16 protein-coding genes and 1 pseudogene are annotated in these 22049 nt (G+C 63.4%); 8 read left to right on the top strand and 9 right to left on the bottom strand.

All coding sequences use genetic code 11. From position 1 onward, the window contains the following. Positions 1-251 precede the first annotated feature (251 nt). The 3 genes from fba to repA all read right to left on the bottom strand — a co-directional run bounded on the left by fba (position 252) and on the right by repA (position 3996). Positions 252-1298, bottom strand: a complete 1047-nt coding sequence (fba, locus tag AC1DDS_RS08225; RefSeq protein ID WP_310417269.1) for a class II fructose-bisphosphate aldolase — start codon at positions 1296-1298, stop codon at positions 252-254. A gap of 452 nt (positions 1299-1750) precedes the next feature. Beyond that, positions 1751-2782: a plasmid partitioning protein RepB gene (gene repB, locus AC1DDS_RS08220; RefSeq protein ID WP_477478432.1), complete on the bottom strand. Its 1032-nt coding sequence runs from the start codon at positions 2780-2782 to the stop codon at positions 1751-1753. After that, entirely contained in the window at positions 2779-3996 is a 1218-nt protein-coding gene (gene repA, locus AC1DDS_RS08215) for a plasmid partitioning protein RepA (protein ID WP_477478431.1), read from the bottom strand. Before repA ends, repB begins: the two co-directional genes overlap by 4 nt. Before the next feature lie 352 nt (positions 3997-4348). Between repA and AC1DDS_RS08210 the strand changes: the two are divergent. Then, positions 4349-6201, top strand: a pseudogene (locus AC1DDS_RS08210) (putative bifunctional diguanylate cyclase/phosphodiesterase). 233 nt (positions 6202-6434) lie between these two features. Here the strand turns inward: AC1DDS_RS08210 and AC1DDS_RS08205 are convergent. Next, complete coding sequence (locus AC1DDS_RS08205; protein WP_477478430.1) at positions 6435-6944, bottom strand: MarR family winged helix-turn-helix transcriptional regulator; 510 nt, start codon at positions 6942-6944, stop codon at positions 6435-6437. Positions 6945-7029: 85 nt separating this feature from the next. On the opposite strand from AC1DDS_RS08205, the gene hmgA reads away from it, so the two are divergent. Beyond that, the gene (gene hmgA, locus AC1DDS_RS08200) at positions 7030-8391 is read left to right on the top strand and encodes a homogentisate 1,2-dioxygenase (protein WP_477478429.1); all 1362 of its coding nucleotides are present in this window, start codon (positions 7030-7032) and stop codon (positions 8389-8391) included. Positions 8392-8624: 233 nt separating this feature from the next. Here the strand turns inward: hmgA and AC1DDS_RS08195 are convergent, their stop codons facing one another. Next, on the bottom strand, positions 8625-9188 hold the full coding sequence (locus AC1DDS_RS08195; RefSeq protein WP_477478428.1) for a DUF2585 domain-containing protein: 564 nt from the start codon (positions 9186-9188) through the stop codon (positions 8625-8627). A gap of 103 nt (positions 9189-9291) precedes the next feature. Between AC1DDS_RS08195 and AC1DDS_RS08190 the strand changes: the two genes are divergently transcribed. From AC1DDS_RS08190 to hpaR, 3 genes are all read left to right on the top strand, one after another. Then, a complete protein-coding gene (locus AC1DDS_RS08190) occupies positions 9292-10308 on the top strand; it encodes a fumarylacetoacetate hydrolase family protein (protein ID WP_477478427.1) in 1017 nt (338 codons plus the stop codon). Positions 10309-10425: 117 nt separating this feature from the next. Continuing rightward, positions 10426-11067 (top strand): maleylacetoacetate isomerase, encoded by a 642-nt coding sequence (maiA, locus tag AC1DDS_RS08185; RefSeq protein ID WP_477478426.1) that lies wholly within the window; start codon positions 10426-10428, stop codon positions 11065-11067. Positions 11068-11302: 235 nt separating this feature from the next. After that, positions 11303-11791, top strand: coding sequence for a homoprotocatechuate degradation operon regulator HpaR (gene hpaR / locus AC1DDS_RS08180; protein WP_310417242.1), 489 nt, complete (start codon positions 11303-11305; stop codon positions 11789-11791). 95 nt (positions 11792-11886) lie between these two features. Here hpaR and AC1DDS_RS08175 read toward each other — a convergent pair whose 3' ends face one another. Both AC1DDS_RS08175 and AC1DDS_RS08170 read right to left on the bottom strand, forming a co-directional pair. After that, positions 11887-13368, bottom strand: coding sequence for an NAD-dependent succinate-semialdehyde dehydrogenase (locus tag AC1DDS_RS08175; RefSeq protein ID WP_477478425.1), 1482 nt, complete (start codon positions 13366-13368; stop codon positions 11887-11889). Between the two features lie 109 nt (positions 13369-13477). Then, positions 13478-14755 (bottom strand): 4-aminobutyrate--2-oxoglutarate transaminase, encoded by a 1278-nt coding sequence (locus AC1DDS_RS08170; protein ID WP_477478424.1) that lies wholly within the window; start codon positions 14753-14755, stop codon positions 13478-13480. 208 nt (positions 14756-14963) lie between these two features. Between AC1DDS_RS08170 and AC1DDS_RS08165 the strand changes: the two genes are divergently transcribed. Beyond that, on the top strand, positions 14964-15791 hold the full coding sequence (locus tag AC1DDS_RS08165) for a MerR family transcriptional regulator (RefSeq protein ID WP_477478423.1): 828 nt from the start codon (positions 14964-14966) through the stop codon (positions 15789-15791). A 38-nt stretch (positions 15792-15829) separates the two neighbouring features. On the opposite strand, the gene AC1DDS_RS08160 is transcribed toward AC1DDS_RS08165, so the two are convergent. After that, positions 15830-17026 (bottom strand): ABC transporter substrate-binding protein, encoded by a 1197-nt coding sequence (locus AC1DDS_RS08160; RefSeq protein WP_477478422.1) that lies wholly within the window; start codon positions 17024-17026, stop codon positions 15830-15832. Between the two features lie 178 nt (positions 17027-17204). On the opposite strand from AC1DDS_RS08160, the gene AC1DDS_RS08155 reads away from it, so the two are divergent. Both AC1DDS_RS08155 and AC1DDS_RS08150 read left to right on the top strand, forming a co-directional pair. Further along, positions 17205-17672 (top strand): MarR family winged helix-turn-helix transcriptional regulator, encoded by a 468-nt coding sequence (locus AC1DDS_RS08155; protein ID WP_477478421.1) that lies wholly within the window; start codon positions 17205-17207, stop codon positions 17670-17672. Beyond that, the gene (locus tag AC1DDS_RS08150; RefSeq protein ID WP_477478420.1) at positions 17669-19618 is read left to right on the top strand and encodes an FUSC family protein; all 1950 of its coding nucleotides are present in this window, start codon (positions 17669-17671) and stop codon (positions 19616-19618) included. The genes AC1DDS_RS08155 and AC1DDS_RS08150 overlap by 4 nt, the downstream gene beginning before the upstream one ends. A 26-nt stretch (positions 19619-19644) precedes the next feature. Here the strand turns inward: AC1DDS_RS08150 and AC1DDS_RS08145 are convergent, their stop codons facing one another. Next, positions 19645-22044 (bottom strand): heavy metal translocating P-type ATPase, encoded by a 2400-nt coding sequence (locus tag AC1DDS_RS08145; RefSeq protein WP_477478419.1) that lies wholly within the window; start codon positions 22042-22044, stop codon positions 19645-19647. Between the last annotated feature and the right edge of the window lie 5 nt (positions 22045-22049).

Below are 22049 nucleotides of genomic sequence, written 5' to 3'. Positions count from 1 at the left end.
CTCTGCTCTGCGCATGCCCTTTCGCGGAAATCGGCTCCGACTGTTTGGCAAGCCGCTTTCGGCCGCACCATCATTGCTCGCGAAGCAATTACGTTAGCGATGTCGAGGTAAGTGTCCACCCAATGGCCAGGGCGATGGGCTGTGACCATCGCCGGCAACCGATCGACCCCCGCACCGGCATGTCGGACGCTTGTCGACCAGAAGGTCTAAGCGCTCGGGGCAGGAAGTCGCCTTCCCGCCCCGATCTGATGCTACTTGGCGGAAGCGTAGAACTTCGCCATCTCCGACAGGCGCTTCGCCCGGATCTTTGAGGCTTTGCCGGCGGTGCGGAACGCCTCGAAACGCTCCTTGCAGACCTCAGTCATCAGCGCCGTGGCCGGCTTGAGGTAGTTGCGCGGGTCGAAGTTTTCCTGATTTTCGGTGAAGTTCTTGCGGATCGTGCCGGTCATCGCCAGACGCAGGTCGGTGTCGATGTTGACCTTGCGCACGCCGAGCGGGATCGCCTTCTGGATCTCCGAGACCGGCACGCCCCAGGTTGGCTTCATCTTGCCGCCATAGGCGTTGAACAGGTCCTGCAGGTCCTTCGGGACCGAGGAGGAGCCGTGCATGACGAGGTGCGTGTTCGGCAGCTTCTTGTTGATCTTGGCGATCGTCTCGATCGACAGGATCTCGCCGTCGGGCTCGCGGGTGAACTTGTAGGCGCCGTGGCTGGTGCCGATGGCGACGGCCAACGCGTCGACGCCGGTCTTGGAGACGAAGTCGAGCGCCTGGTCCGGATCGGTCAAAAGTTCCTCGCGCGACAGCTTGCCTTCAAAGCCGTGGCCGTCTTCCTTGTCGCCCGCGCCGGTCTCGAGATTGCCGAGACAGCCGAGCTCGCCCTCGACCGATACGCCGGCTGCGTGCGCGATCTTCACGACTTCTGCCGTGACGTCGACGTTGTACTCGTAGCTTGCCACTGTCTTGCCGTCCGCCATCAGCGAACCGTCCATCATCACCGAGGTGAAGCCGTTGGTGATGGCCGAGATGCAGGTTGAGGGTTGGTCGCCATGGTCGAGATGAAGGCAGATCGGGATATGCGGATACTCTTCCGCCGCGCCCAGGATCAGGTGCCGCAGAAAGGCATCCCCCGCATAGGCGCGCGCGCCGCGGCTCGCCTGCAGGATCACCGGCGAATCCGTGGCGTCAGCGGCGCGCATGACGGCCTGAATGTATTCCAGATTGTTCACGTTGAACGCGGGCAGCGCGTAGTCGTTCTCAGCAGCATGATCGAGCAACTGCCGCATGGTAATCAACGCCATTCCGTTTCTCCCTTTTCGAGTAGCCTTCGTCGACGGCACTAATCACAGATGCGCCGAGCCTGGCAACAGCCCGCGGCGCATGAAAATATCACCAAATCGATTGAAACAGATTCAAATCGATTAGCAATAAATTTCAACATGTTGGTATCCACATAGCGGGTCATGATGCCGCTTGCAACATCGTGGCTAGGTCCGTGTGCGGTCAAAATCCACTGCCTTGGGATAGGAGAGAGTTACAGCTGGAACGCTCGGGGAATTTATGCTGCATTTTCAGTGTGCTAGGCTGGGTTTGACCGTTCAGCCCTCGGTGTTACGGCTTAATTGCGTCTGCCGCGACCGGCGCAGCGTTTCCCGGGACCTTGAAGTCGGAATGGCCGCATTGGGTCTAGTTCGGCCGCCGGCCGAAAAGCGCAAGGGCGGCTGGATGCGCCGCCCTCGCCCGCTCTTGTTGGTTACGTCCGATCCCGCTCGAAGCGAGCCATCAGCGCCGGCAACTCCGCCGCCAGCCACTCGGCAAGCCCCGGCGACCGTCGATCGTCGATCGCAAACCGCGTCATGGTTCCGGCCCGTTCGATTACGACGGCGTCCTGCCCTGCCTCGTCCTTGATCGCGCTTTTGGTCGACGCGGGCTTCTCCTTTGCTTCCAACAGTGAAAGCAGCATGGCAAAGCGCGCGTCGCTGTCGGCGCTCAGCCACTTGTCGGAGGACATCAGGCCGTTTGCCGCCGACGAGCGCCCGGCCGGCAATTTGCGCTCGGAGAAATGTGCGGCAAGCTTTTCCCACTTCGGCCGCCCGGTCTTCGGCGCCGGCCCGATCTTGCGCACGATCTCGGGCGCCAGCGTGGCGGCCAGCGACGTGAGGATCGAGATGTAGGCGAGCCCCTTGTCCTCGCTGCGGCCGAGGGCGGCGGCAATCGTCTGCCGGTCGAAGCTGCGTTCTTTCAATTCCTGGGCGAACAACGCCTGCTCGATGAAGGAGAGATCCTTGCGCTCGCTGTTCTCCTTGCCCTGGGCGATGACAAGCGCGTCATCGGAGAGGTCGCGCACGATCGCCTTGATCGGCCGGTTCAGCGTGCTCGCTGCGCGCCAGCGGCGATGACCATAGGCGATCTGGTAGTGGCCGGTCCGGTCCGGGTGCGGACGAACGAGGATCGGCACCTGCTGCCCGTGCTCGCGCAGGCTGCGGACCAGTTCATCGAGGCTGGGATCGGCCTGCTCGTCCATCCGGTCGCGCACGAAGGAGGGTGAGAGCTGTTCTGGCGCAATCTCGATCACCGCCTCGGAACCTGCGATCTGCTCGCGCAACCGTACATTCTCGTCCTCGATCGCCGAGAAGGAATCCTGCATCGAACGCACCGCGCCGGAGGAGACGCGGCGGCCCGATTGCGAAAGCGGCGAGGGGGCGACGGCGGCAGCAAGCTCTTCCGGATTGATGCCGCCAAACATGGCCTTCATTCTCTTGGAGCGGTCACTGGCGTTGTTCATTTGCGTCCCCAGACGGTCTTGATGTGGCGGAAAATCTCAGCGTTGACCGCATCGACGGATTCAAGGGCCCTGTTGAGCGTGTCGCGGCCGACACTGCCCCGGGTCATCTCGTAGAGGCTTTTCTTCTCCAGCCCCGCGCTGGCAATGGCCGTGGTATCGACCACGGATGCGGCCAGCACGTCCTCGCCGAACAAGGATCGCAGCAGCGCGACGACGTTCACCTGCGGCACGTCGTGCGGATTGTGGCGCGTCAGCACGTAGCGAATGAAGTCATGCTCCAACACGCCGCCGGCATCCTCGATGACGCCGAGCAGGTCGCTCGTCATGGCGAGGAACTGGTTCATCGAGGCCACGTCAAGCATGGCCGGATGGACCGTGATCAGTAGACCGGTCGCCGCATAGAGCGCGCCGAGCGTCAGGTATCCGAGCTGGGGCGGGGCATCGATCAGCACGACATCGTAATCGTCCTCGACCTCGCCAAGCACCGTTTTCAGGCGGCGGAAGAACATGCCATCGCCGCGCGACAGTCCCTTGGCGATCGCCTGTGGCGTCTCGTGTTCGTATTCCATCAACTCGAGATTGCCAGGCACGATGTCGACGCCGTCGAAATAGGTCTTGCGGATGACCGCGGACAGGGGAAGGCGCTCGTTGTCGTCGTAGCGGATCGCCGCATAGAGCGTCTGGTTTGCGTCGACGTCGAATTCGGGCTGATAGCCGAACATGGTGGACAGCGAGGCCTGCGGATCGAGGTCGATCGCCAGCACGCGCAGGCCCTGGAGCGCGAGATAATGCGCCAGGTGCACCGTCGTCGTCGTCTTGGCGGAGCCGCCCTTGAAGTTGGCGATCGCCAGCACCTGCAGCTTGTCGCCCGGGCGGCGGCGCGGCAGGAAATCGAGCGCGTCTGCCGGGCGGCGATTGGCCAGATAGGTGCGGATCTCGTTGATTTGCGCCAGCGTGTAGACGCGCCGGCCATTGTCCTGGCGATCGGGGACCACGGCCGCACCATCGAGCGACATCTGCCGCAGCGTCGACTCGGCGACGCCGAGAAGTGCCGCCGCATCCTTCGAGGAGAAGGTCTTCAGCGACTTCATCGCTTCCGGCGGGTACATCTGCTGGCGAAGGTTCTGCAACTGGGCCGACAGCAGCTGCGAATGGCGCATGATCCGGTCGGCAGAGGAGGGAAGGTCCTGGAGGCGTCTGAGTGTATTGTCCATGATGTCCGACGGTTAGTGGAGAAAAAGCGGAAAAAATCCGTCGCGACTGTTTTTCAACTGATTTGCGCGCTTGGTCAAACCCTTTATCATTAACAAGAGCTTAACGCCCACAGCCACGTATATCTCCGCCGCTGCGAAGCCTGACACTTTTTTCGCGCTTTGGCAGGCGAGGGGAGGGGAAACGGCCGGCTCGCAGCAACATTCGTTGGTCGAAGTTTACCGTTTGTGAATGGATACGGAGGAAGACCCCCCGCTCCAGCCTCAACGGACCGTCAGCGGGGAAATCCAATCGTGGTGGCGGATGAGGCTGCGACCTCACAATTGAATGCAATAACAAAAGAAACGAAATACCGTGCGCCAATCTGCACCACCTTTCCAGTCCGTAGATGGACCCCGTCATTCGCAGCCTCAGGCCGAACACAGCCTGGCCCATTCCTTGAACCGGCATCGCGGGCCGGCCGGGCATGACGATGATTTTTGGATCGATGCGGTCGATGCTGTGCTTATCGTCGCCGTCACCGACCCCCATGGCACGATCCTCTTTGCCAATCATAAGTTCTGCGACATCAGCGGATACACCCAGCAGGAACTGATCGGGGCCAACCATCGCCTGCTCAACTCCGGAACCCATGACAGGAAGTTTTTTGGAGAGATGTTCCGCACCATCCGGAGCGGGAAGACTTGGCGAGGGGAGATCTGCAACAAGGCGAAAAACGGCTCGCTCTATTGGGTCGCCACCACAATTATTCCCAGGCTCGATGGCGATGGCAAAGTGACCCACTATGTCGCCTGCCGCTTCGATATCACCGCGCAGAAGCAGGCCCAACATCGTCTGGCGCAAGCCGCAAGCGTTGACCCCCTGACCGGCCTTCTGAACCGCTTCGCACTTCAAAAGGCGCTTGCACATGAGATCAAGCAGGCTTCCAGCACATCCGGCCAAGCTGCCGTTGCGATGTTAGACCTGGATAACTTCAAGGATATCAATGATATATACGGCCATCAGACGGGTGACGCGCTCCTGAAAATCATCGCACACCGCATAAGGCAGGCGGTAAGGCCGACCGATATCGTTGCTCGATTCGGTGGCGACGAAATTGTGATCGTTCTCACGTCGATTTCCAGTGACGGTGAACTGCGGGAGCTGCTGGACAATATCCAGAAAACGATACAGCTCCCGCTCGATCTCGACATCGCCAAGACGATCGTTTGCGCAAGCATCGGGATTGCGCGCTTCCCGTGCGATGGCAGCAATTCGACCGACCTGATCAAGAATGCCGACATCGCCCTTTACAGTGCAAAAAGGCTTGGCCGCAATCGCTATGAGTTCTTCCAGGAAGGGCTCGAAATCGCCACGACCCGGCGGCTGACACTCCAGGAACAGGCGCGCAACGGTCTGGCGAACGGCGAGTTCCTGCTCCACTATCAACCGATCGTTTCCCTATCGACCGGGGCCCCGGAAAGCATGGAAGCGCTGTTGCGGTGGCAGCACCCCGAGCACGGCCTTGTTGCGCCTGGCCGGTTTATGGAAGTCTTTGACGATCATCGCATCACCGCTTCGATCGGCAGCTTCGTTCGCCAGGCGGTTGTCGCGCAAGCGGCCGAATGGCAGAGACGCGGAATTCCGTTCGGCAAGATCGCCATCAACACGACGGCCGCAGATTTCGCGAGACCCGGATACACGGAACGCCTGTTGGAAGATTTGCGCGTCCGCGGGCTTGGCGCGGACACGATTGCGATCGAGGTGACCGAGGGCATGTTTCTCGGCAAGCAGGCCGTTCGGGTGCGGGAAGAAATAGACCGGCTTCATCACGCCGGTTTTGAGATCGCCTTTGATGATTTTGGTACAGGCTATGCCTCGCTCACACATTTGAAGGAATTGCCGCTCGACGCATCAAGATCGATCGCAGCTTCATAACGGGCCTCGCGGTGGACGAAAGCGATCGAAAAATCGTGCGGGGCATCATCGATCTCGCCCACAGTCTCGGCCTTATCGTCACCGCGGAAGGTATCGAGAGCGAAGAGCAGATGGCACTGCTCAAAGAGATGGGCTGCGATCGGATTCAGGGCTACCTGATCTCAAGGCCGCTGGCAGTCGCAGCCGTTCCGGCCGCGTACCAGTCAACAATGTTGCGAAGAATGCTTCAGCAGGATCGTCCGCTTAAGACAACGGAGGCGAATGTATTTGCTGCGTCATTTAACGCCTGAAATAAAAGGCATCGTGAAAACGGAATCGGCGCTTCCTTGAAGGTATCCAACGTTGGTTTTCCGCCCTGCGAGCTGTCGGTTGAAAGCGCTCGATCGTCCCGTTAACCTGACGGCGCAAGGCTCTCCTTGCCAGGTACCGCCCATACCAAGATTGACCAGGGTATGGGCGATGTCCGGCCGCAAGCGGAGAGTCGGTTAGCCCCGATGCCGTCGCCCGCCGATGGTCCCTGACGCTACTTCGAGCTGGCTCGTTCTCGTTCAGGCCTTGGCGACATCGCGCTCTCCACTGCGCCAAGGCCTGCCTCCAGCTGTTTCAATCCGCCCGCACCGAGCACGGCGACAAGTTCGCGCTCATAGGCGTGCGCCAAAACCACCATCTCCCGATAGATCCGAGTTCCAAGGGCGGTCAGCTCCAGATGCTCGACGCGCCGGTCGTTCTCATCGAGGCTTCGCTTCAGCCAGCGGCGGTCCTCCAGTGCCTTCACCGCGCGGGAAACCTTCGTCTTGTGCATCGTCGAGTTCGCGCCGATCGCGGTCGCCGTCATCCGCCCGTAGGAGCCGAGAGCGGCGAGCGCCCGCCATTCCGGGCGGGTCATGTCGTAGCGCGCCTTGTATTGCGCGGCAAAGCGCAGGCTGACCATCTCTGCCGCCCGGTTCAGCCGATAGGGCAGGAACGCGTCGAGGTCGAAATCCTCGTCGCCTGCGCCATATTTCGACATATCGCCATTGGAACTCCGGTTCATAGGTCCGCCTTGATAGTTACAAAATAGACAGTTACGACTGTAACTAATTCCTGCGATATGGCAGTTTTGCAGAGGAGGTGCAAGCATGCTGGAGAAGACCGACAAGACGGTCGCTGGAGGCACGACCACGTCCAACAGCGTCAACTACATGCCGGGCTTCGGCAATGACTTCGAAACTGAAGCGCTCCCGGGTGCCTTGCCGCAGGGCCAGAACAGCCCGCAGAAGTGCAACTACGGTCTTTATGCCGAGCAGCTTTCGGGCTCACCGTTTACCGCGCCACGCGGTACCAACGAGCGCTCCTGGCTCTACCGCATCCGTCCGAGCGTCCGCCACACCAAGCGTTTTGCCCATGCGAGCTATCCCTATTGGAAGTCGGCTCCCTGCCTGGACGACCATTCGCTGCCGCTCGGGCAGTTACGCTGGAACCCGCTTCCAGCGCCGGTGGAAACGCTGAACTTCCTTGAAGGCATCCGCACCATGACGGCCGCCGGTGACGTCATGACACAGGTCGGCATGGCCGCCCATGCCTACACCTTCAACGCCGACATGGTGGACGACTACTTCTTCAACGCCGACGGCGAGTTGCTGGTCGTTCCGCAAATCGGGGCGCTGCGGGTCTTCACCGAAATGGGCATCATGGATGTCGAGCCGCTGGAGATCTGCCTGATTCCGCGCGGCATGATGTTCAAGGTCTCGCGACTGGGAGAAGGGGAGGCGTGGCGCGGTTATATCTGCGAGAACTACGGCGCCAAGTTCACCATGCCCGACCGCGGTCCGATCGGCGCCAACTGCCTGGCCAACCCGCGAGACTTCAAGACGCCGGTCGCCGCCTTCGAGGACAAGGAGACGCCCTGCCGGGTGCATGTGAAGTGGTGCGGCAAGTTCTACGTCACCGAGATCGGCCATTCGCCGCTCGACGTCGTCGCCTGGCACGGCAACTACGCGCCGTTCAAATACGACCTCAGAACCTTCTCGCCGGTCGGCGCCATCCTGTTCGATCACCCCGACCCGTCGATCTTCACGGTGCTGACGGCGCCGTCAGGCGAGGAGGGGACGGCGAACGTCGACTTCGTCATCTTCCCGCCGCGCTGGCTGGTCGCCGAGCACACCTTCCGTCCGCCCTGGTACCACCGCAACATCATGAGCGAGTTCATGGGGCTGATCCACGGCCAGTACGACGCCAAGGAGGAGGGGTTCGTACCCGGCGGCATGAGCCTGCACAACATGATGCTGCCGCACGGTCCGGACGCCATGGGTTTCGAGAAGGCCTCGAACACGGAACTGAGGCCCGTCAAGCTCGACAACACCATGGCCTTCATGTTTGAGACCCGCTTTCCCCAGCAACTGACGAAGTTCGCCGCCGAACTGGAGACACTGCAGGACAACTACATCGACTGCTGGGACGGGCTTGAGCGCAGGTTCGACGGCACGCCGGGCCTCAGGTGATGGAAAGCGCTGCGGCAAAGCCTAACCGGGCTGTTTACCTGCAGGCACTCTTTTGCTCCGTCACCCCGGACTTGATCCGGGGTCCGACAGCGCCGCGTCGGCGGCGCGAAAGACTCTATAGCGCTCAAGTCCTTGAGCGCGGTGGATGCCGGATCAAGTCCGGCATGACGGGGGAGGGGAAGCGGCGCTTCCAAGCAACTGGCGTTGCGGAAGTGTCACCAGCGTCTCCAGCCTCAGCCGCCCGCCTGCCAGGTCTTCACCACCTCCAGCGGCGAGACGAGCATGAGGATATTCAGCGCCAGGCCATCGCGGATCAGGTAGATCGTCAGCGCCTCGAAGAAGATGATGATTGCCACACTCACCCAGACCGGCAGGCGTGCGGCGAGGAAGAAGCCGAGCACCATGGCCGCGATATCGGCCACCGAATTGATGATGCTGTCGCCATAATAATCGAGCGAGATCGTCGCCTCACGGTAACGGTTGATGATGAGATCGGTGTTTTCAAGGATCTCCCAACCGCATTCGACGACAAGCGCCAGCGCCAGGCGGGTGACGATGCTCGCCTTCGGAAACAGCCAGGTGAACAGCGCGTAGAACAGGATGCCATGGATGATATGGCTCGGCGTGTACCAGTCGGACAGGTGCTGCGAGTTCTCCGAGGAGACGACGACGCCGTGCCACAGCTTCACGTAGCCGCACTTGCAGATCCAGATGCGCCCCATCAGGTGCAGGATTACAGCTGTAACGGCGATGGCGGCTGCGGCAACGCCAAGCGATTTCGGCAGGGTGCGGTTCACGCGGATGATTTCCTTGGCAGGGTGCGGGCGCACCGAAGGGGAGGGACGGGTCGCGACGAAGATGCCATACTGGCGCGGGAAAACACAAGATCGGGGAGAGAGCATGAAACTCGCCACACTCAAGGATAGCACCCGCGACGGCAAGCTGGTGGTCGTTTCGAGGGATCTGACGCGCTGCTCGGAGGTCGGCCATATCGCCCGCACGCTGCAGGCGGCCCTCGACGACTGGGCCCATGCCGGACCGCGGCTTGCCCGCGTCGCCGAAGGTATCGAGACCGGCTCACAGCCGGCCATGCGCTTCCACGAGCACGAGGCGGCCTCGCCGCTGCCGCGCGCCTACCAGTGGGCCGACGGCTCTGCCTACGTCAACCACGTCGAACTGGTGCGCAAGGCCCGCAACGCCGAGATGCCGGCGAGCTTCTGGACCGATCCGCTGATGTATCAGGGTGGCTCCGACAGCTTCCTCGGGCCGCGCGATCCGATCGTCATGGCCGATGAGGCCTACGGTATCGACATGGAGGGCGAGATCGCCGTCGTCGTCGACGACGTTCGGATGGGCGCCAGCGGCGAAGAGGCAAGGCGCGCGATCAAGCTCGTCATGCTCGTCAACGACGTGTCGCTGCGCGGGCTGATCCCGGCCGAACTCGCCAAGGGTTTTGGCTTCTTCCAGTCGAAGCCGTCGTCGGCCTTCTCGCCAGTGGCCGTGACCCCGGACGAACTGGGTGACGCCTGGGACGGCGGCAAGCTGCATCTGCCGCTGCTGGTGTCGCTGAACGGCAAGCCCTTCGGCCGCGCCAATGCTGGGGTCGACATGACCTTCGACTTCGGCCAGCTGGTTGCGCATGCGGCCAAGACCCGCCCGCTCGTCGCCGGCTCGATCATCGGCTCCGGCACGGTCTCCAACAAGCTCGACGGTGGTCCCGGCAAGCCAATCGCGGAAGGTGGCGCCGGTTATTCCTGCATTGCCGAGATCCGCACCATTGAGACGCTCGAGACAGGCACGCCGAGAACGCCGTTTATGAAGTTCGGCGACACGGTGCGCATCGAGATGAAGGACGAGGCCGGGCACTCGATCTTCGGCGCGATCGAGCAGACGGTGAAGCACTCCGAAAGGACGTGAGGTCCGCTCCTGTGCCGGACGACACGGGCGTGAGGGTGTGGAACCTGGGACCCATGCCGCACGGCGGGCGGCCCGGGAAGCAAGCGCTCCGCGCTGGCTCACAAAGGAAGGGCGCCGATGAGTGAAACCATCCTCTATGACTACTGGCGCTCCTCGGCCAGCTATCGCGTGCGCATTGCACTGAACATGCTCGGCCTCGACTATCGCACCGTGCCGGTCAACCTGCTGGAAGGTGCGCACAAGCTGCCGGAACACCAGGTCCGCAATCCGCAGGGCCTGGTGCCGGTACTCGAAATCGACGGGCTGATGATGACGCAATCACTGTCCATCATCGAGTATCTTGCCGAAACGCGCCGAGCTGCCGGACTTCTTCCTGCCGACCCGCCCGGTCGCCAGCGCGTCCGTGCGTTGTCCTATGCCGTTGCCATGGACATCCACCCGATCTGCAACCTCGGAGTCGTCGGCCATGTGATGGAACTCACCGGCGGCGGTAACGCGGTGCGCTCGGCCTGGATGAAGAAGTTCATCGGCGAAGGGCTTGCAGCGGTAGAGAAGATGCTGGACGACCCGCAGACTGGTCACTACTGCCACGGCGATGCGCCGACGATGGCCGACCTCTGTCTTGTGCCGCAGCTATACAATGCCGGGCGCTGGGGCGTCGACGTCACCGGCCTCGCCCGCATCCGCCGCATCGCTGACGCCTGTTCGCGCCTTCCGGCGTTCATGGCGGCGCATCCGGACACGGTGAAGCCTACGTAGTAGCGGAATGTGTGCGTATGGTAATCCTCGGGCCGCCGAATAGACGGCTGTCCCCGACCGTCATCAACAGAGTGGGGCAGAGTGAGCCAAAATTTTTCCTGGTGTCATCGCCAGGGTGTGGCAGACCCTTTCCTTACTCGTGTATTTCGCAAGTTAGCTATCGCTGCGCAGCGATCTGCCCCTCAGCGGGGGCGTGACAGATTGTCCTTGGCACAAAATACCGGATACACGACCAATGAGCGAACCGAACCATCTGCCAATCCCGACTGTGGCCGACGACCGTCTGCTGCCGCGCAACACCCGGCGGTCCCTGCCGATCGCGTTGCTGCGTGCACGTGAGGCGGTGATGAGCCATTTCCGGCCGATGCTGGCCAAGCTTGACGTGACGGAGCAGCAATGGCGCGTGATCCGCGTTCTGGCCGAAGCCGGCACACTCGACGCGTCGGACGTGGCAGAAAAAGCGTTCATCCTGGCGCCAAGCCTTACCCGCATGATCAAGTCGCTCGAGGAGCGAGGCTACATCACGAAGCACAAGGACAAGGGGGACGGGCGCCGCGTCCTTCTGCAGATCGAACCGGCCGGGCTGGAGCTAATTAACACCGTCGCGCCGGACAGCCGAGCGATCTATGACAACATCGAAGCCCGCTATGGCCGCGAACGGGTCGAGCATCTGATCGATCTGCTCAACGAACTGGCGACGGTAAACGACGACGACAACCGATAGGCACGAGCAAAGCCACTGGCGTTGGCTTTGCCGACGGTCGGCAATCCTCACTGCCGACCGTTTTGCCTCCCCCGGGAGGCTCCGTTTTTATGCCATCAGGCCAGGTTGCCCATGCAGAGATACTTCATCTCCAGATAGTCGTCGACGCCGTGCGTGGAGCCTTCGCGGCCGAGGCCGGACTGCTTGATGCCGCCGAAGGGAGCGGCTTCCGACGAGATCAGGCCGGTGTTGATACCGACCATGCCGTATTCCAGCGCTTCGGCTACCTTCCATACCTTCTTCAGATCGCTGGCGAAGAAGTAGGCTGCCAAGCCGAACTCGGTGTCGTTGGCCTGGGCGATCACGTCGTCGACGGTGTCGAAGCGGAAGAGCGGCGCGACGGGACCGAACGTTTCCTCGCGCGCTACCTTCATCGTGCGATCGACGCCGGTCAGGATCGTCGGCTGGAAGAAGGTGCCTTCGTCGGCAAAGCGCTTGCCGCCGGCAGCAACCTTCGCGCCCTTGGCGACGGCGTCGGCAATGTGCGTCTCGACTTTCGTGATCGCCGCTTCCTCGATCAACGGACCGATCGTGACGCCCTTGTCAAAGCCGTTGCCGACTGAAAGTTCTCTCACCTTGACGGCCAGCTTCTCGGCGAAGGCGTCATAGACGTTCGACTGCACGTAGATGCGGTTGGCGCACACGCAGGTCTGGCCGGCGTTGCGGTACTTCGAAACGAGCGCACCCTCGACGGCGGCATCGATATCGGCGTCGTCGAAGACGATGAACGGCGCGTTGCCGCCGAGTTCGAGGCTGACCTTCTTGATCTGGTCGGCGCACTGGCGCATCAGGATGCGGCCGACCTCGGTGGAGCCGGTAAAGGAGATCTTGCGCACCTTGGGGTTGAAGCAGAGCTCCTTGCCGATCGCCGGACCGTCGGTGCCGACGACGACGTTGAAGACGCCGGCGGGAATGCCAGCCTTGTCGGCAAGCACGGCCAGCGCAATCGCCGACAGCGGCGTCTGCTCGGCCGGTTTGGAGACGACGGTGCAGCCGACGGCGAGCGCCGGCGCCACCTTGCGGGCGATCATCGCGGCGGGGAAGTTCCACGGCGTGATCGTGCCGACGACGCCGACCGGCTGCTTGATGACGAGCATCCGCTTGTCGGCCGACGGGGCAGGGATCGTCTCGCCGTTGATACGCTTGGCCTCTTCCGCATACCATTCGACATAGGAGGCGGCGTAAAGGATCTCGCCCCTGGCGTCGGCCAGCGGCTTGCCCATCTCGGCGGTCAGGATTGCAGCGAGTTCGTCGGCATTGGCGATCATCAGGTCATGCCACTTGCGCAACAGCGCGCTGCGCTCCTTGGCCGGACGCGCTGCCCAGGCGCCTTGCGCCTTGTAGGCGGCGTCGATGGCGGCGGATGTTTCGGCCGCCCCCATTTCCGGCAGCGTGGCCAGCTTTTCGCCGGTCGCCGGGTTCAGCACGTCGAAGCTCGCAGCGGCCTTTCCGCCGGTCCAGTTGCCGTCGACATAGCCAAGATCGCGCAGCAAGTCGGCGGACTTCAGGTGTTTGGTCAGTGCGTCGTAGAAGGCCATTTCACTTACCTCTAGGGCCCGTTGTTGGGCATGAAACGGGGGTCGCCCGGACAGATTGTCCGGGCGTTGCCGCCACCTTGAAGATTGGGTCGGGTTGCGCTTCGCCTTTTCAGGCGGAGCGTGCTTCCAGGATCGAAGCCTCGAGGATGTCGAGCGCCTCGGCGAAGATGTTGTCCTGAACCGTCAGCGGTGCGAGGAAACGGATGACGTTGCCGTGCACGCCGCAGGTGAGGAGGATCAGGCCCTTCTCCAGCGCCTTCAGCCGCACCTTATTGGCAAAGTCGGCGCTCGGCAGCTTCGTCGTCGCGTCGTTGAACTCGATCGCGTTCATGAAGCCGGGGCCGCGGACGTCGACAATTTCCGGGGCCTTCTCGCGCAGCGATTCCAGGCGCTGCTTGAGGCGGTTGCCGAGGCTGGTGGCGCGGTTGCAGAGATCCTCGTCCTTGATGACGTCGAGGACAGCATGGGCGGCCGCGACGCCGAGCGGGTTGCCGGCATAGGTGCCGCCGAGGCCGCCGGGGCCGGGGGCGTCCATGATTTCGGCGCGGCCGGTCACGGCTGCGATCGGGAAGCCGCCGCCAAGGCCCTTGGCCATCGTCGTCAGGTCGGCGACAACGCCGTGATGCTCCATGGCAAACAGCTTGCCGGTGCGGGCAAAGCCGGTCTGGACCTCATCGGCGATGAGCAGGATGCCGTGCTGGTCGCAGATCTCGCGCAGCTGCTTCAGGAAGGCGGTCGTAACCGGATAGAAGCCGCCTTCACCCTGCACCGGCTCGATGATGATTGCAGCAACGCGGTTCGGGTCGACGTCAGCGGCAAACAGCTTCTTCAGCGCGCCGATCGACTGTTCGGCCGTCTGGCCGTGCAGCTCGACCGGGAAGGGGACGTGGAACACGTCGCCCGGCATCGCACCGAAGCCGACCTTGTAGGGAACGACCTTGCCGGTCAGCGCCATGCCCATGAAAGTGCGGCCATGGAAGCCGCCGCCGAAGGCGACGACTGCCTGGCGGCCGGTCGCGGCGCGGGCGATCTTGACCGCGTTCTCGACGGCCTCGGCGCCGGTGGTGACGAAGATCGTCTTCTTGGCGAAGTTGCCGGGAACGACCTCGTTCAGTCGCTCGGCGAGCTCGACGTAGTTCTCGTAGGGAACGACCTGGTGGCAGGTGTGGGTGAAGCGGTCGAGCTGCTTCTTCACCGCCTCGATGACGCGGGGATGGCGATGACCCGTATTGACGACGGCGATGCCGGCGGCAAAGTCGATGTAGCGCTTGCCTTCCTTGTCCCAGATTTCCGAATTCTCAGCGCGATCTGCGTAGATCTGCGTGGTTACGCCAACCCCACGGGAGATGGCGGCGTTTCTACGGTCGGCAAGGGATGTGGCGGTCATGATACGGCGTCCTAACTCTGGAAGAATTGTCATATCTTGCATTTTTTCTGCAAGATGCGGATGGAATAGCTACATTTTTTCTGTAAGATTGCAACGGGTATTTTTGCGGCCGTCGATGCAATTTTCCACTGTCCCGGAAGGCTTGCCGTCGCTGCAACCCGCAAGCTGCTATAAAGGCAGGATAACACAAGAATCAGGGTTCATTGGCATGAACGGGCCGGAAACGGTGTATTACAAGGTGGCCGAGGCTGCGCGCCTCGCCGGCGTCTCCGCGTCCACGCTACGCCTGTGGGAAAGCCAGGGTCTCGTTGTTCCCGAACGCTCGGACACCGGGCACCGGCAGTACAGCGGCGTTGACGTCGCCCGGCTGAAGCGGATCGCCTGGTTTCGCGCCGAGCGGGGGTTGAATCCGGCCGCGATCCGCGAAGCGCTGGAGGCAGAGGACGGCCAGTCCGAAGCGCACCACGGGACGGCGGCGAGCGAGGGCGACGCACCGCCGGGCGTCGGCCGCAAGTTCCGGGCGCTGCGGCACGCCGCCGGCAAGACGCTGGAGCAGGTGGCGGGCGACATCGGCATCGCCACCTCCGTGTTGTCCACCTTCGAGCGCACCTCGCAAGGCGTGACCTTCCGCGTCATGCACGATCTTGCCGCATACTACGGCACCACCGTCTCGAAGCTCTCCGGCGAGGATGAGGCGGAGCGGCGGAGCGTCGTGCGGGCAGGGGAGTGGAAATTCTGGCCGGAGACCTCGCCCGGTGTCACCGTGCAGGTGCTCGCCGACGGCCGCAACATGATGGACTGCCATCGCTTCGTGCTCTCGCCCGGCGCCTGCAGCGACGGCGCCTACCGGCACGAGGGCGAGGAGTTCATTCACGTGCTGTCCGGCCACGTCGAGATCGTGCTCGACGGCGACGAGTTCCATGATCTCGGCCCCGGCGATTCCCTCTATTTCGACAGCCGCCGCCACCATTCCTGGCGCAACCGCCACGACGGCGAGACCGTGCTCATCTGGATCAACACCCCGCCGACATTTTGAGCCGCGCGGGCATTGCCGCAGCCTGCCGACTATTTCGGCTATTGAACGGCGGCACAGACGAGCGTCGACGGCTCGTTGAGCGACATCGGCACCGGCTCGGCCTCTTCGGGCGGGGTGCACTCGATGGTGACGCCGACAATGCCGTCCCAGCCATTGAGGATGGTCTCTCTTGCCCGATCCTGCTGCTTCGCCGTCGGGAAGACCGGTTGGACGCGACCCTTCTCGTCCCCTGGATTGGGCAGCCGCTCCTGCAGGCTCGCGGGGATCTTCCCGTCGCGAACAAGGCTGTCGAACCGGATCGGATTGCAATGACCGCCCAGCAAAGTGAGCTGTCCTTCGTCCGAATAGAGATATTCCATCCAGAGCCGGGCGGCGCTCGGATGGCGGGCATGCGCGCTGATGGCCTGCACATAGATGCCGGCGACGAGGCCCGTCCGCGGCCAGACGACCTCGATCCGTGCCTTGTCCCCGTGCGCTTCGCGATCGGCAAGTGCGAGATAGTCCCAGCGGATGAGGATCGGCGTGCGACCGTCGAGAACGCTTTTGGTGTTGCCGACGATCGGCACGAAATTGCCGCGCCTGTTCAGTTCGGCAAAGAACTCCAGGCCTCGGTCGGCGGCCCCATCGATCCTTCCGCTTGTGGCCGACAGGCCGGCGCCGATCACGCTTTGAACGGCATGGTTCGATCCCAGCGAGCCGGCAAGGCCGACCGATTCCTTGTATTCTGGCGAAGCCAGGTCGGCCCAGTCGGTCGGCAGCCTGGAAACGCGGTCGAGATTGACCTCAAAGGCGAGCAACCCGTAATAGTTGCCGTACCAGTACCCCTCCGCATCCTTGGCCGCGTCCGGGATCGTTTCCCATGTCGAGACTTTGTAGGGCTGGAGCAGGCCCTCGCTCCTTGCTGATGTCGCGAAGGACAGACCGATGTCGACCACATCGGGCGCTTGCGGATCGCCGCTGTCACGGGCGGCCCGGATTGCGTCGAGTTCCTCTTCCGAAGTGGCCTCGGGGCTCAGTTCCTCAACCGTCAACCCGTATTTTGCCTTGAAGCCGTCGATGACGCGCCCGTACTGGCACCAATCGCGGGGAAGGGCCATTACGGTAAGCTGGCCCTCTTCTCTGGCCGCGGTCAGAAGCTCGGCCGTCGATGCGGCGCAAGCCAACGAGTTTGATGTCAGCAGGATAAGCGCCGATGCCGGCGCGGCGAGAAAGGTCGCTTTCCACCTTCGTGCCATTGTCGTCCCCTCCGTCCCGGCTGGACAACTGAAATTTCAGTTTAGCACCGTCCAAAGAGCGACAACACCGATAGTTGGCGGCACCCCTACCGTTTCGAGCCGATCCACGTGGGCAGCGGCAATTTAGGTGGTATTTAAAATAATTTGATATGCAAATGATTTTAATGTACAAACTTACATGAACAGGAAACCACAACTGCCCCGCTTTCGTTTCGGCCTGCAATTTTCTCTTCTCGCCCGCCAATGGCGGGGTGCGATCGAAAAGCGGCTCGAGGAAGCCGGACTGACGGACGCCACCTGGAAACCGTTGGTCCACCTGGCCGCCGCCGGCGACGGCATTACCCAGAAGGATCTGGCATCGCTTGTCGGCGTCGACGGTTCGACGCTGGTACGCCTGCTCGACATCCTCTCCGACAAGGGGATGATCGAGAGGCGGACCGACAAGACTGACCGCCGCGCCAAACAACTCTTCCTCACCAGCGCGGGTCGCGCCGCAGTAGCGGACATCCGCTCGCAACTGGAGGGTGCCGAGGCCGAACTCTTGAACGAGATCGGCGATGAGGAAATCGCTACCGTTCTGGATGTGCTGACGCGGATTGCTGCCCGCCTGGAACAGCTTCAGGAAGAACCGGAGCGCAAGGAATGAGCGCGCTCGCCGCAAAATGGGGTTTCATCCCGTCGCGCTTTCCCTTTGTCCTCAGGACGGCGATCGGCGCCTGCCTGGCGCTGCTGATCGCCTGGATGATCGGCCTGGAGCATCCGCAATGGTCTGCCATGACCGTGTTCGCAGCCGCCCAGCCCGTTCGCAACATGCTGGTGGAAAAGAGCCTGTTCCGCGCGGTCGGCACGATTGCCGGCACGCTCGTCGGCATGTTGCTGGTCCTTACCGCCGAGGGGCACCCGGTATTTCTGGTCGTCGGGCTGGCAGCGTGGATCAGCCTCTGCGCCGGCTTCGGCAATGTGCTTCGCGGTTTCGTCGCCTATGGCACAATCCTCGCCGGTTACTCCGCGGCCATGGTCGCGCTTCTGGAAACGGCCCATCCCGGCCATCTCCTGTCGCTCGGCGCCGACCGCGCGCTGACGGTCCTGACGGGCGTCGCTGTCGGCCTCGTCGTCGGACTGATTTTCACTCCTGCGGCGTCCGAAGCCGAAATTGCCGGTCGCACCCGGCGGCTGGCCGCGCGCATGCTCGCCGAAATGGCTACTTTCGCCCGTGGCGGCCCATCCATCTCCGAACGAGACCAGCAGCAGCTGCTTGCCGAAATGGCGGCGATCGATGACGGACTCGATCCGCACGGCGCCGGCTCCCTTGCTTCCCGCCGCTCGGCACGGAAGCTTCGCGCAGTGGTCGCAGCCCAGGTATCCTCGCTCTTGTGGCTGAAGACCGAGCGCTCACTGCCTCTTGCTCCCGGTGTGGCGGACGCGCTCACCCGTTCGGCGCGGACGCTGGAGGATCCGGATACCGCCGGGCAGACGATCGACTCACTGCACGAAGCCATTCGCCTCGCGCAGCAAAATACGCCGCTCCGCGATATTCTGCAGCGGCAGGCTGCGGCCTTGCGCGACTGGATCGGACCGGAACATCCGTCCGCAGATATCAGGGCAGTCGCCGAAGATCGTGGTCAGCTGCTTCACCCGGTCGTGCTCCATCGCGACTGGATCGGCGCGCGGCACGCAGCGCTCCGCGCCGGGTTCGTCATGCTGCTGGTTGGCCTCCTCTGGGTCGTGACAGGCTGGCACGCCGGCCCCTATGTGCTGCTCGGCACCTCGGTGATGATCTCGCTGTTCTCCACGTTCGAGAACCCGGCTTTCATGATGCGCAACGTGCTGGCCGGGCAGTTCTTCGGCGCGATCGCAGCCCTTGTCTGCCGCTGGGTGGTCTGGCCGCTCGGGACGTCCGCGCTCGATCTTATCTTCCTGCTCATGCTGTTCATCCTGAGCGGCGTTCTGCCGCTGTCGCACCGCCGTACCACGCTCGGCGGAACGGATTATGTGCTGATCCTGCTCTTGCTGTCGCAACCCGCCTATCCATTGTCGGGCAGTTTCGACGCCTCGCTTTCGACCGCGGCTGCCGTCGTCGCAGCGCCCGCGATCGCACTCCTCGCCTATGGACTGATCTTTCCGACCGATGCGCGGCGCCGCCTCGACACGCTGATCACGATGATGGTCCGGGAACTCCAGCGGATCGCAGCAGCGCCGGATGCCGCAGCACACGGCCTGGTCTGGCGCGCCCGTCTCTATCATCGCCTGTTGCGGTTCGTGCGGCTTGCCCAGGCATCCGGCGAAAGCCGGATTTCGCCTGCCGACGGAGGGCTGGCGGTCTACGCACTGGGCGCGGCAGCCCTTTCCATGCACGAGCGGATACAGGATCCCGCCCTGCCGCCGGGCTTACGGCGCGCGCTGCGCCTTGCCCTCGGCCGGATGGCGCATATCGCCGACCGGCCCCGTACCGTACCGGCCGCCCTGTTGCGTGCTGCCGACCGGATCGATGCCGAGGGGTGCGGGGAGGGGGAGCTGTTGCGCTCCGCCGGCCGCGCCATGACGCAGAACCTCGCCTTCTTCGAGCGGGCCGGCAAAAACGGACAAGCCTGACGCTCCTGCCGATTGGGGGGCGTCGGCTACCCGCGCGTTGAGACGGCGCCCACCGACGGCAACAGGAGCCGCATTGCGTTGAGGGTCACGAGCACGGTGGCGCCGGTATCGGCGAAGACGGCGATCCACAGGCCGGTCACGCCGAAAATGGTGGTGACGAGGAAAACGGCCTTCAGGCCGATCGCGATCGTGACGTTCTGGCGAATGTTCGCCATGGTCGCCCGGCCAAGCGCGATGGCCCGCGCGACATCCAGCACGCGGTTGCCCATCAGCGCGACGCCCGCGGTCTCGCGCGCCAGGCCGGTGCCCGATCCCATCGCCATGCCGACGCTGGCCGCGGCAAGCGCGGCCGCATCGTTGATGCCGTCGCCGACCATCACCGTGCCGCGCTGTTGCGAAATCGCCCGCAGCGCCTCGACCTTCTCGGCTGGCAGCAGGCCGCCGCGCGCGTCATCGATCGATATCGAACGACCGATCGCCGAAGCAGTGACCGGGTTGTCACCGGAGAGCATCATCGTCTCCACGCCAAGCGCCTTCAGCGCGGCGATGCCCTCCAACGCGTCGTCGCGCGGCTCGTCGCGCAAAGCGATAGCCCCCACGCCGATCCCGTCGGCGACGACGACCGCGATCGTGTTGCCCGCCTGCTCGAAGGCTTCGATTTTCGCGGCCAGCGCGGGTCCGATCGTACCCTCTTCCGCCGCAAATCGTGGAGCGCCGATGAAGACGATCCGCCCCTGCGCCGATCCGGTCACGCCACGGCCGGCAAGCGCCTTCACGCCGGATGCGGAGGTCGGCGCAAGATCGCGTTGCTTTGCCTCGGCGATGATTGCTTCGGCGAGGGGATGGCTCGAGCTCGCCTCGATCGCCGCGGCCAGCGCCAGCAGTCCGTCCTCCGTGCCCTCGGTTGCATGCACGCCGGTCACCGCGGGCCGACCCTTGGTCAGCGTTCCGGTCTTGTCGAAGGCAACGACGTCGGTCTTTGCCAGCGTCTCCAGGATTACGCCTCCCTTGACGAGAATGCCGGCGCGCGCCGAGGACGACAGCGCGGATGCGATTGCCGCCGGCACGGAAATGACCAGTGCGCAGGGGCAGCCGATCAGAAGCAGCGCCAGGCCGCGGTAGATCCAGGTCTCCCAGTCCCCATCGAAGAAGAGAGGCGGGGTAATCGCAACAAGCAGGCCCAGCGCCGCGACCAGTGGCGTATAGACCCGCGAAAAGCTGTCGATGAACCGCTCGGCCGGCGCCTTGGCGTCCTGCGCCTCCTCGACCAATGCAACAATCCGGGCGATCGTGTTGTCCGCCGCGGTCTTCTCGGCGCGGATTTTCAGCGCTGCATCGATCGCGACGGAACCGGCGAAAACCTTCTCGCCCGGTCCGCGCGAAACCGGAACGCTTTCGCCGGTGATCGCCGCCTCGTCGAGATGGGCGCGCCCCTCGATCACCGTGCCATCGGCAGCGACGTGGTCTCCCGGACGTGCCAGCACGATGTGTCCCGGCCGGATCTCACCGGCGGGAATCTCACGCACGACCCCATTTTCCTCGATGAAGGCGCGGTCGGGCACCAGAGAGGCGAGTGCTTCGATGCCGGCGCGGGCGCGGCCGGCCGCGTACCCCTCCAGCACCTCGCCGGTCGCAAACAGGAAGACGACCACCGTCGCCTCTGCCGGCTCACCGATGATGACGGCGCCGATCACCGCAACCGTCATCAGCATTTCGATGGTGAAGGGGGCACCGGCGATTGCGGCAGCCACGGCCCGGCGTGCAATCGGCAACGCCAGCAGGATCGCCGCCGCGACGAACATGACGTGTCCGGTTTCCGGCGCCAACTGGCTGACCGCAAAAGCAATGGCGGTGACGGCACCACCGACGATCGCATGCAGCCCCTTGGCCGTCCGCCACCAGGCGATGCGGGCCGGCCGCGCAGACGGAGCGTCATCTTCAATGATATCCGCACCATAGCCGAGGCTCTGCACCCGCTCGCGCACGGCGGAGAGCGGCGTCCTGCCTTCGTCGACGTCAACGAACATCATTTCACGTGGGATCGAGACGCGCACGTCGGCGACACCCGGCATGCCGCCAATGGCGGTGCGGATCGTGTTGGCGCAACTGGCGCAGTCCATGCCGGAAACGCGGAAGCGGCGATAGCCGTCACCGGGGGCAATCGGGTCTTCCCCCTTGCTGTGACCGACCTCGCAGACAGCGCCCTCCGCATGCGCGTGATCGTGGCTGGCAGCACCCGCTGCCGGGTGGCTTTCAAGGTGGTCTTGGTCGGCTTCATGCGCCGCGGCGGGGGCATGTTCGTGGCGGTCGTGGCAGCATCCACATCCGTCATCATGGCCGGCGCCTCCTGCAGGCCCGTGCTCGGCCAGTGCGGGCTTGGTGCCTTTCGTGCCGGCTGGCTTGTCGCCGCGGAATTGCTCGTCCATTGCAA

Source organism: Mycoplana sp. 10N416, assembly GCF_056394765.1.
This window is presented reverse-complemented; position numbering and strand designations above follow the sequence as displayed.

What these genes read in the sequence shown, in the direction of transcription:
- fba (WP_310417269.1), bottom strand. Translation starts at nt 1,298, where the DNA reads ATGGCGTTGATTACCATGCGGCAGTTGCTCGATCATGCTGCTGAGAAC.
- repB (WP_477478432.1), bottom strand. Translation starts at nt 2,782, where the DNA reads ATGAACAACGCCAGTGACCGCTCCAAGAGAATGAAGGCCATGTTTGGC.
- repA (WP_477478431.1), bottom strand. Translation starts at nt 3,996, where the DNA reads ATGGACAATACACTCAGACGCCTCCAGGACCTTCCCTCCTCTGCCGAC.
- AC1DDS_RS08205 (WP_477478430.1), bottom strand. Translation starts at nt 6,944, where the DNA reads ATGAACCGGAGTTCCAATGGCGATATGTCGAAATATGGCGCAGGCGAC.
- hmgA (WP_477478429.1), top strand. Translation starts at nt 7,030, where the DNA reads ATGCTGGAGAAGACCGACAAGACGGTCGCTGGAGGCACGACCACGTCC.
- AC1DDS_RS08190 (WP_477478427.1), top strand. Translation starts at nt 9,292, where the DNA reads ATGAAACTCGCCACACTCAAGGATAGCACCCGCGACGGCAAGCTGGTG.
- maiA (WP_477478426.1), top strand. Translation starts at nt 10,426, where the DNA reads ATGAGTGAAACCATCCTCTATGACTACTGGCGCTCCTCGGCCAGCTAT.
- hpaR (WP_310417242.1), top strand. Translation starts at nt 11,303, where the DNA reads ATGAGCGAACCGAACCATCTGCCAATCCCGACTGTGGCCGACGACCGT.
- AC1DDS_RS08175 (WP_477478425.1), bottom strand. Translation starts at nt 13,368, where the DNA reads ATGGCCTTCTACGACGCACTGACCAAACACCTGAAGTCCGCCGACTTG.
- AC1DDS_RS08170 (WP_477478424.1), bottom strand. Translation starts at nt 14,755, where the DNA reads ATGACCGCCACATCCCTTGCCGACCGTAGAAACGCCGCCATCTCCCGT.
- AC1DDS_RS08165 (WP_477478423.1), top strand. Translation starts at nt 14,964, where the DNA reads ATGAACGGGCCGGAAACGGTGTATTACAAGGTGGCCGAGGCTGCGCGC.
- AC1DDS_RS08160 (WP_477478422.1), bottom strand. Translation starts at nt 17,026, where the DNA reads ATGGCACGAAGGTGGAAAGCGACCTTTCTCGCCGCGCCGGCATCGGCG.
- AC1DDS_RS08155 (WP_477478421.1), top strand. Translation starts at nt 17,205, where the DNA reads ATGAACAGGAAACCACAACTGCCCCGCTTTCGTTTCGGCCTGCAATTT.
- AC1DDS_RS08150 (WP_477478420.1), top strand. Translation starts at nt 17,669, where the DNA reads ATGAGCGCGCTCGCCGCAAAATGGGGTTTCATCCCGTCGCGCTTTCCC.
- AC1DDS_RS08145 (WP_477478419.1), bottom strand. Translation starts at nt 22,044, where the DNA reads ATGGACGAGCAATTCCGCGGCGACAAGCCAGCCGGCACGAAAGGCACC.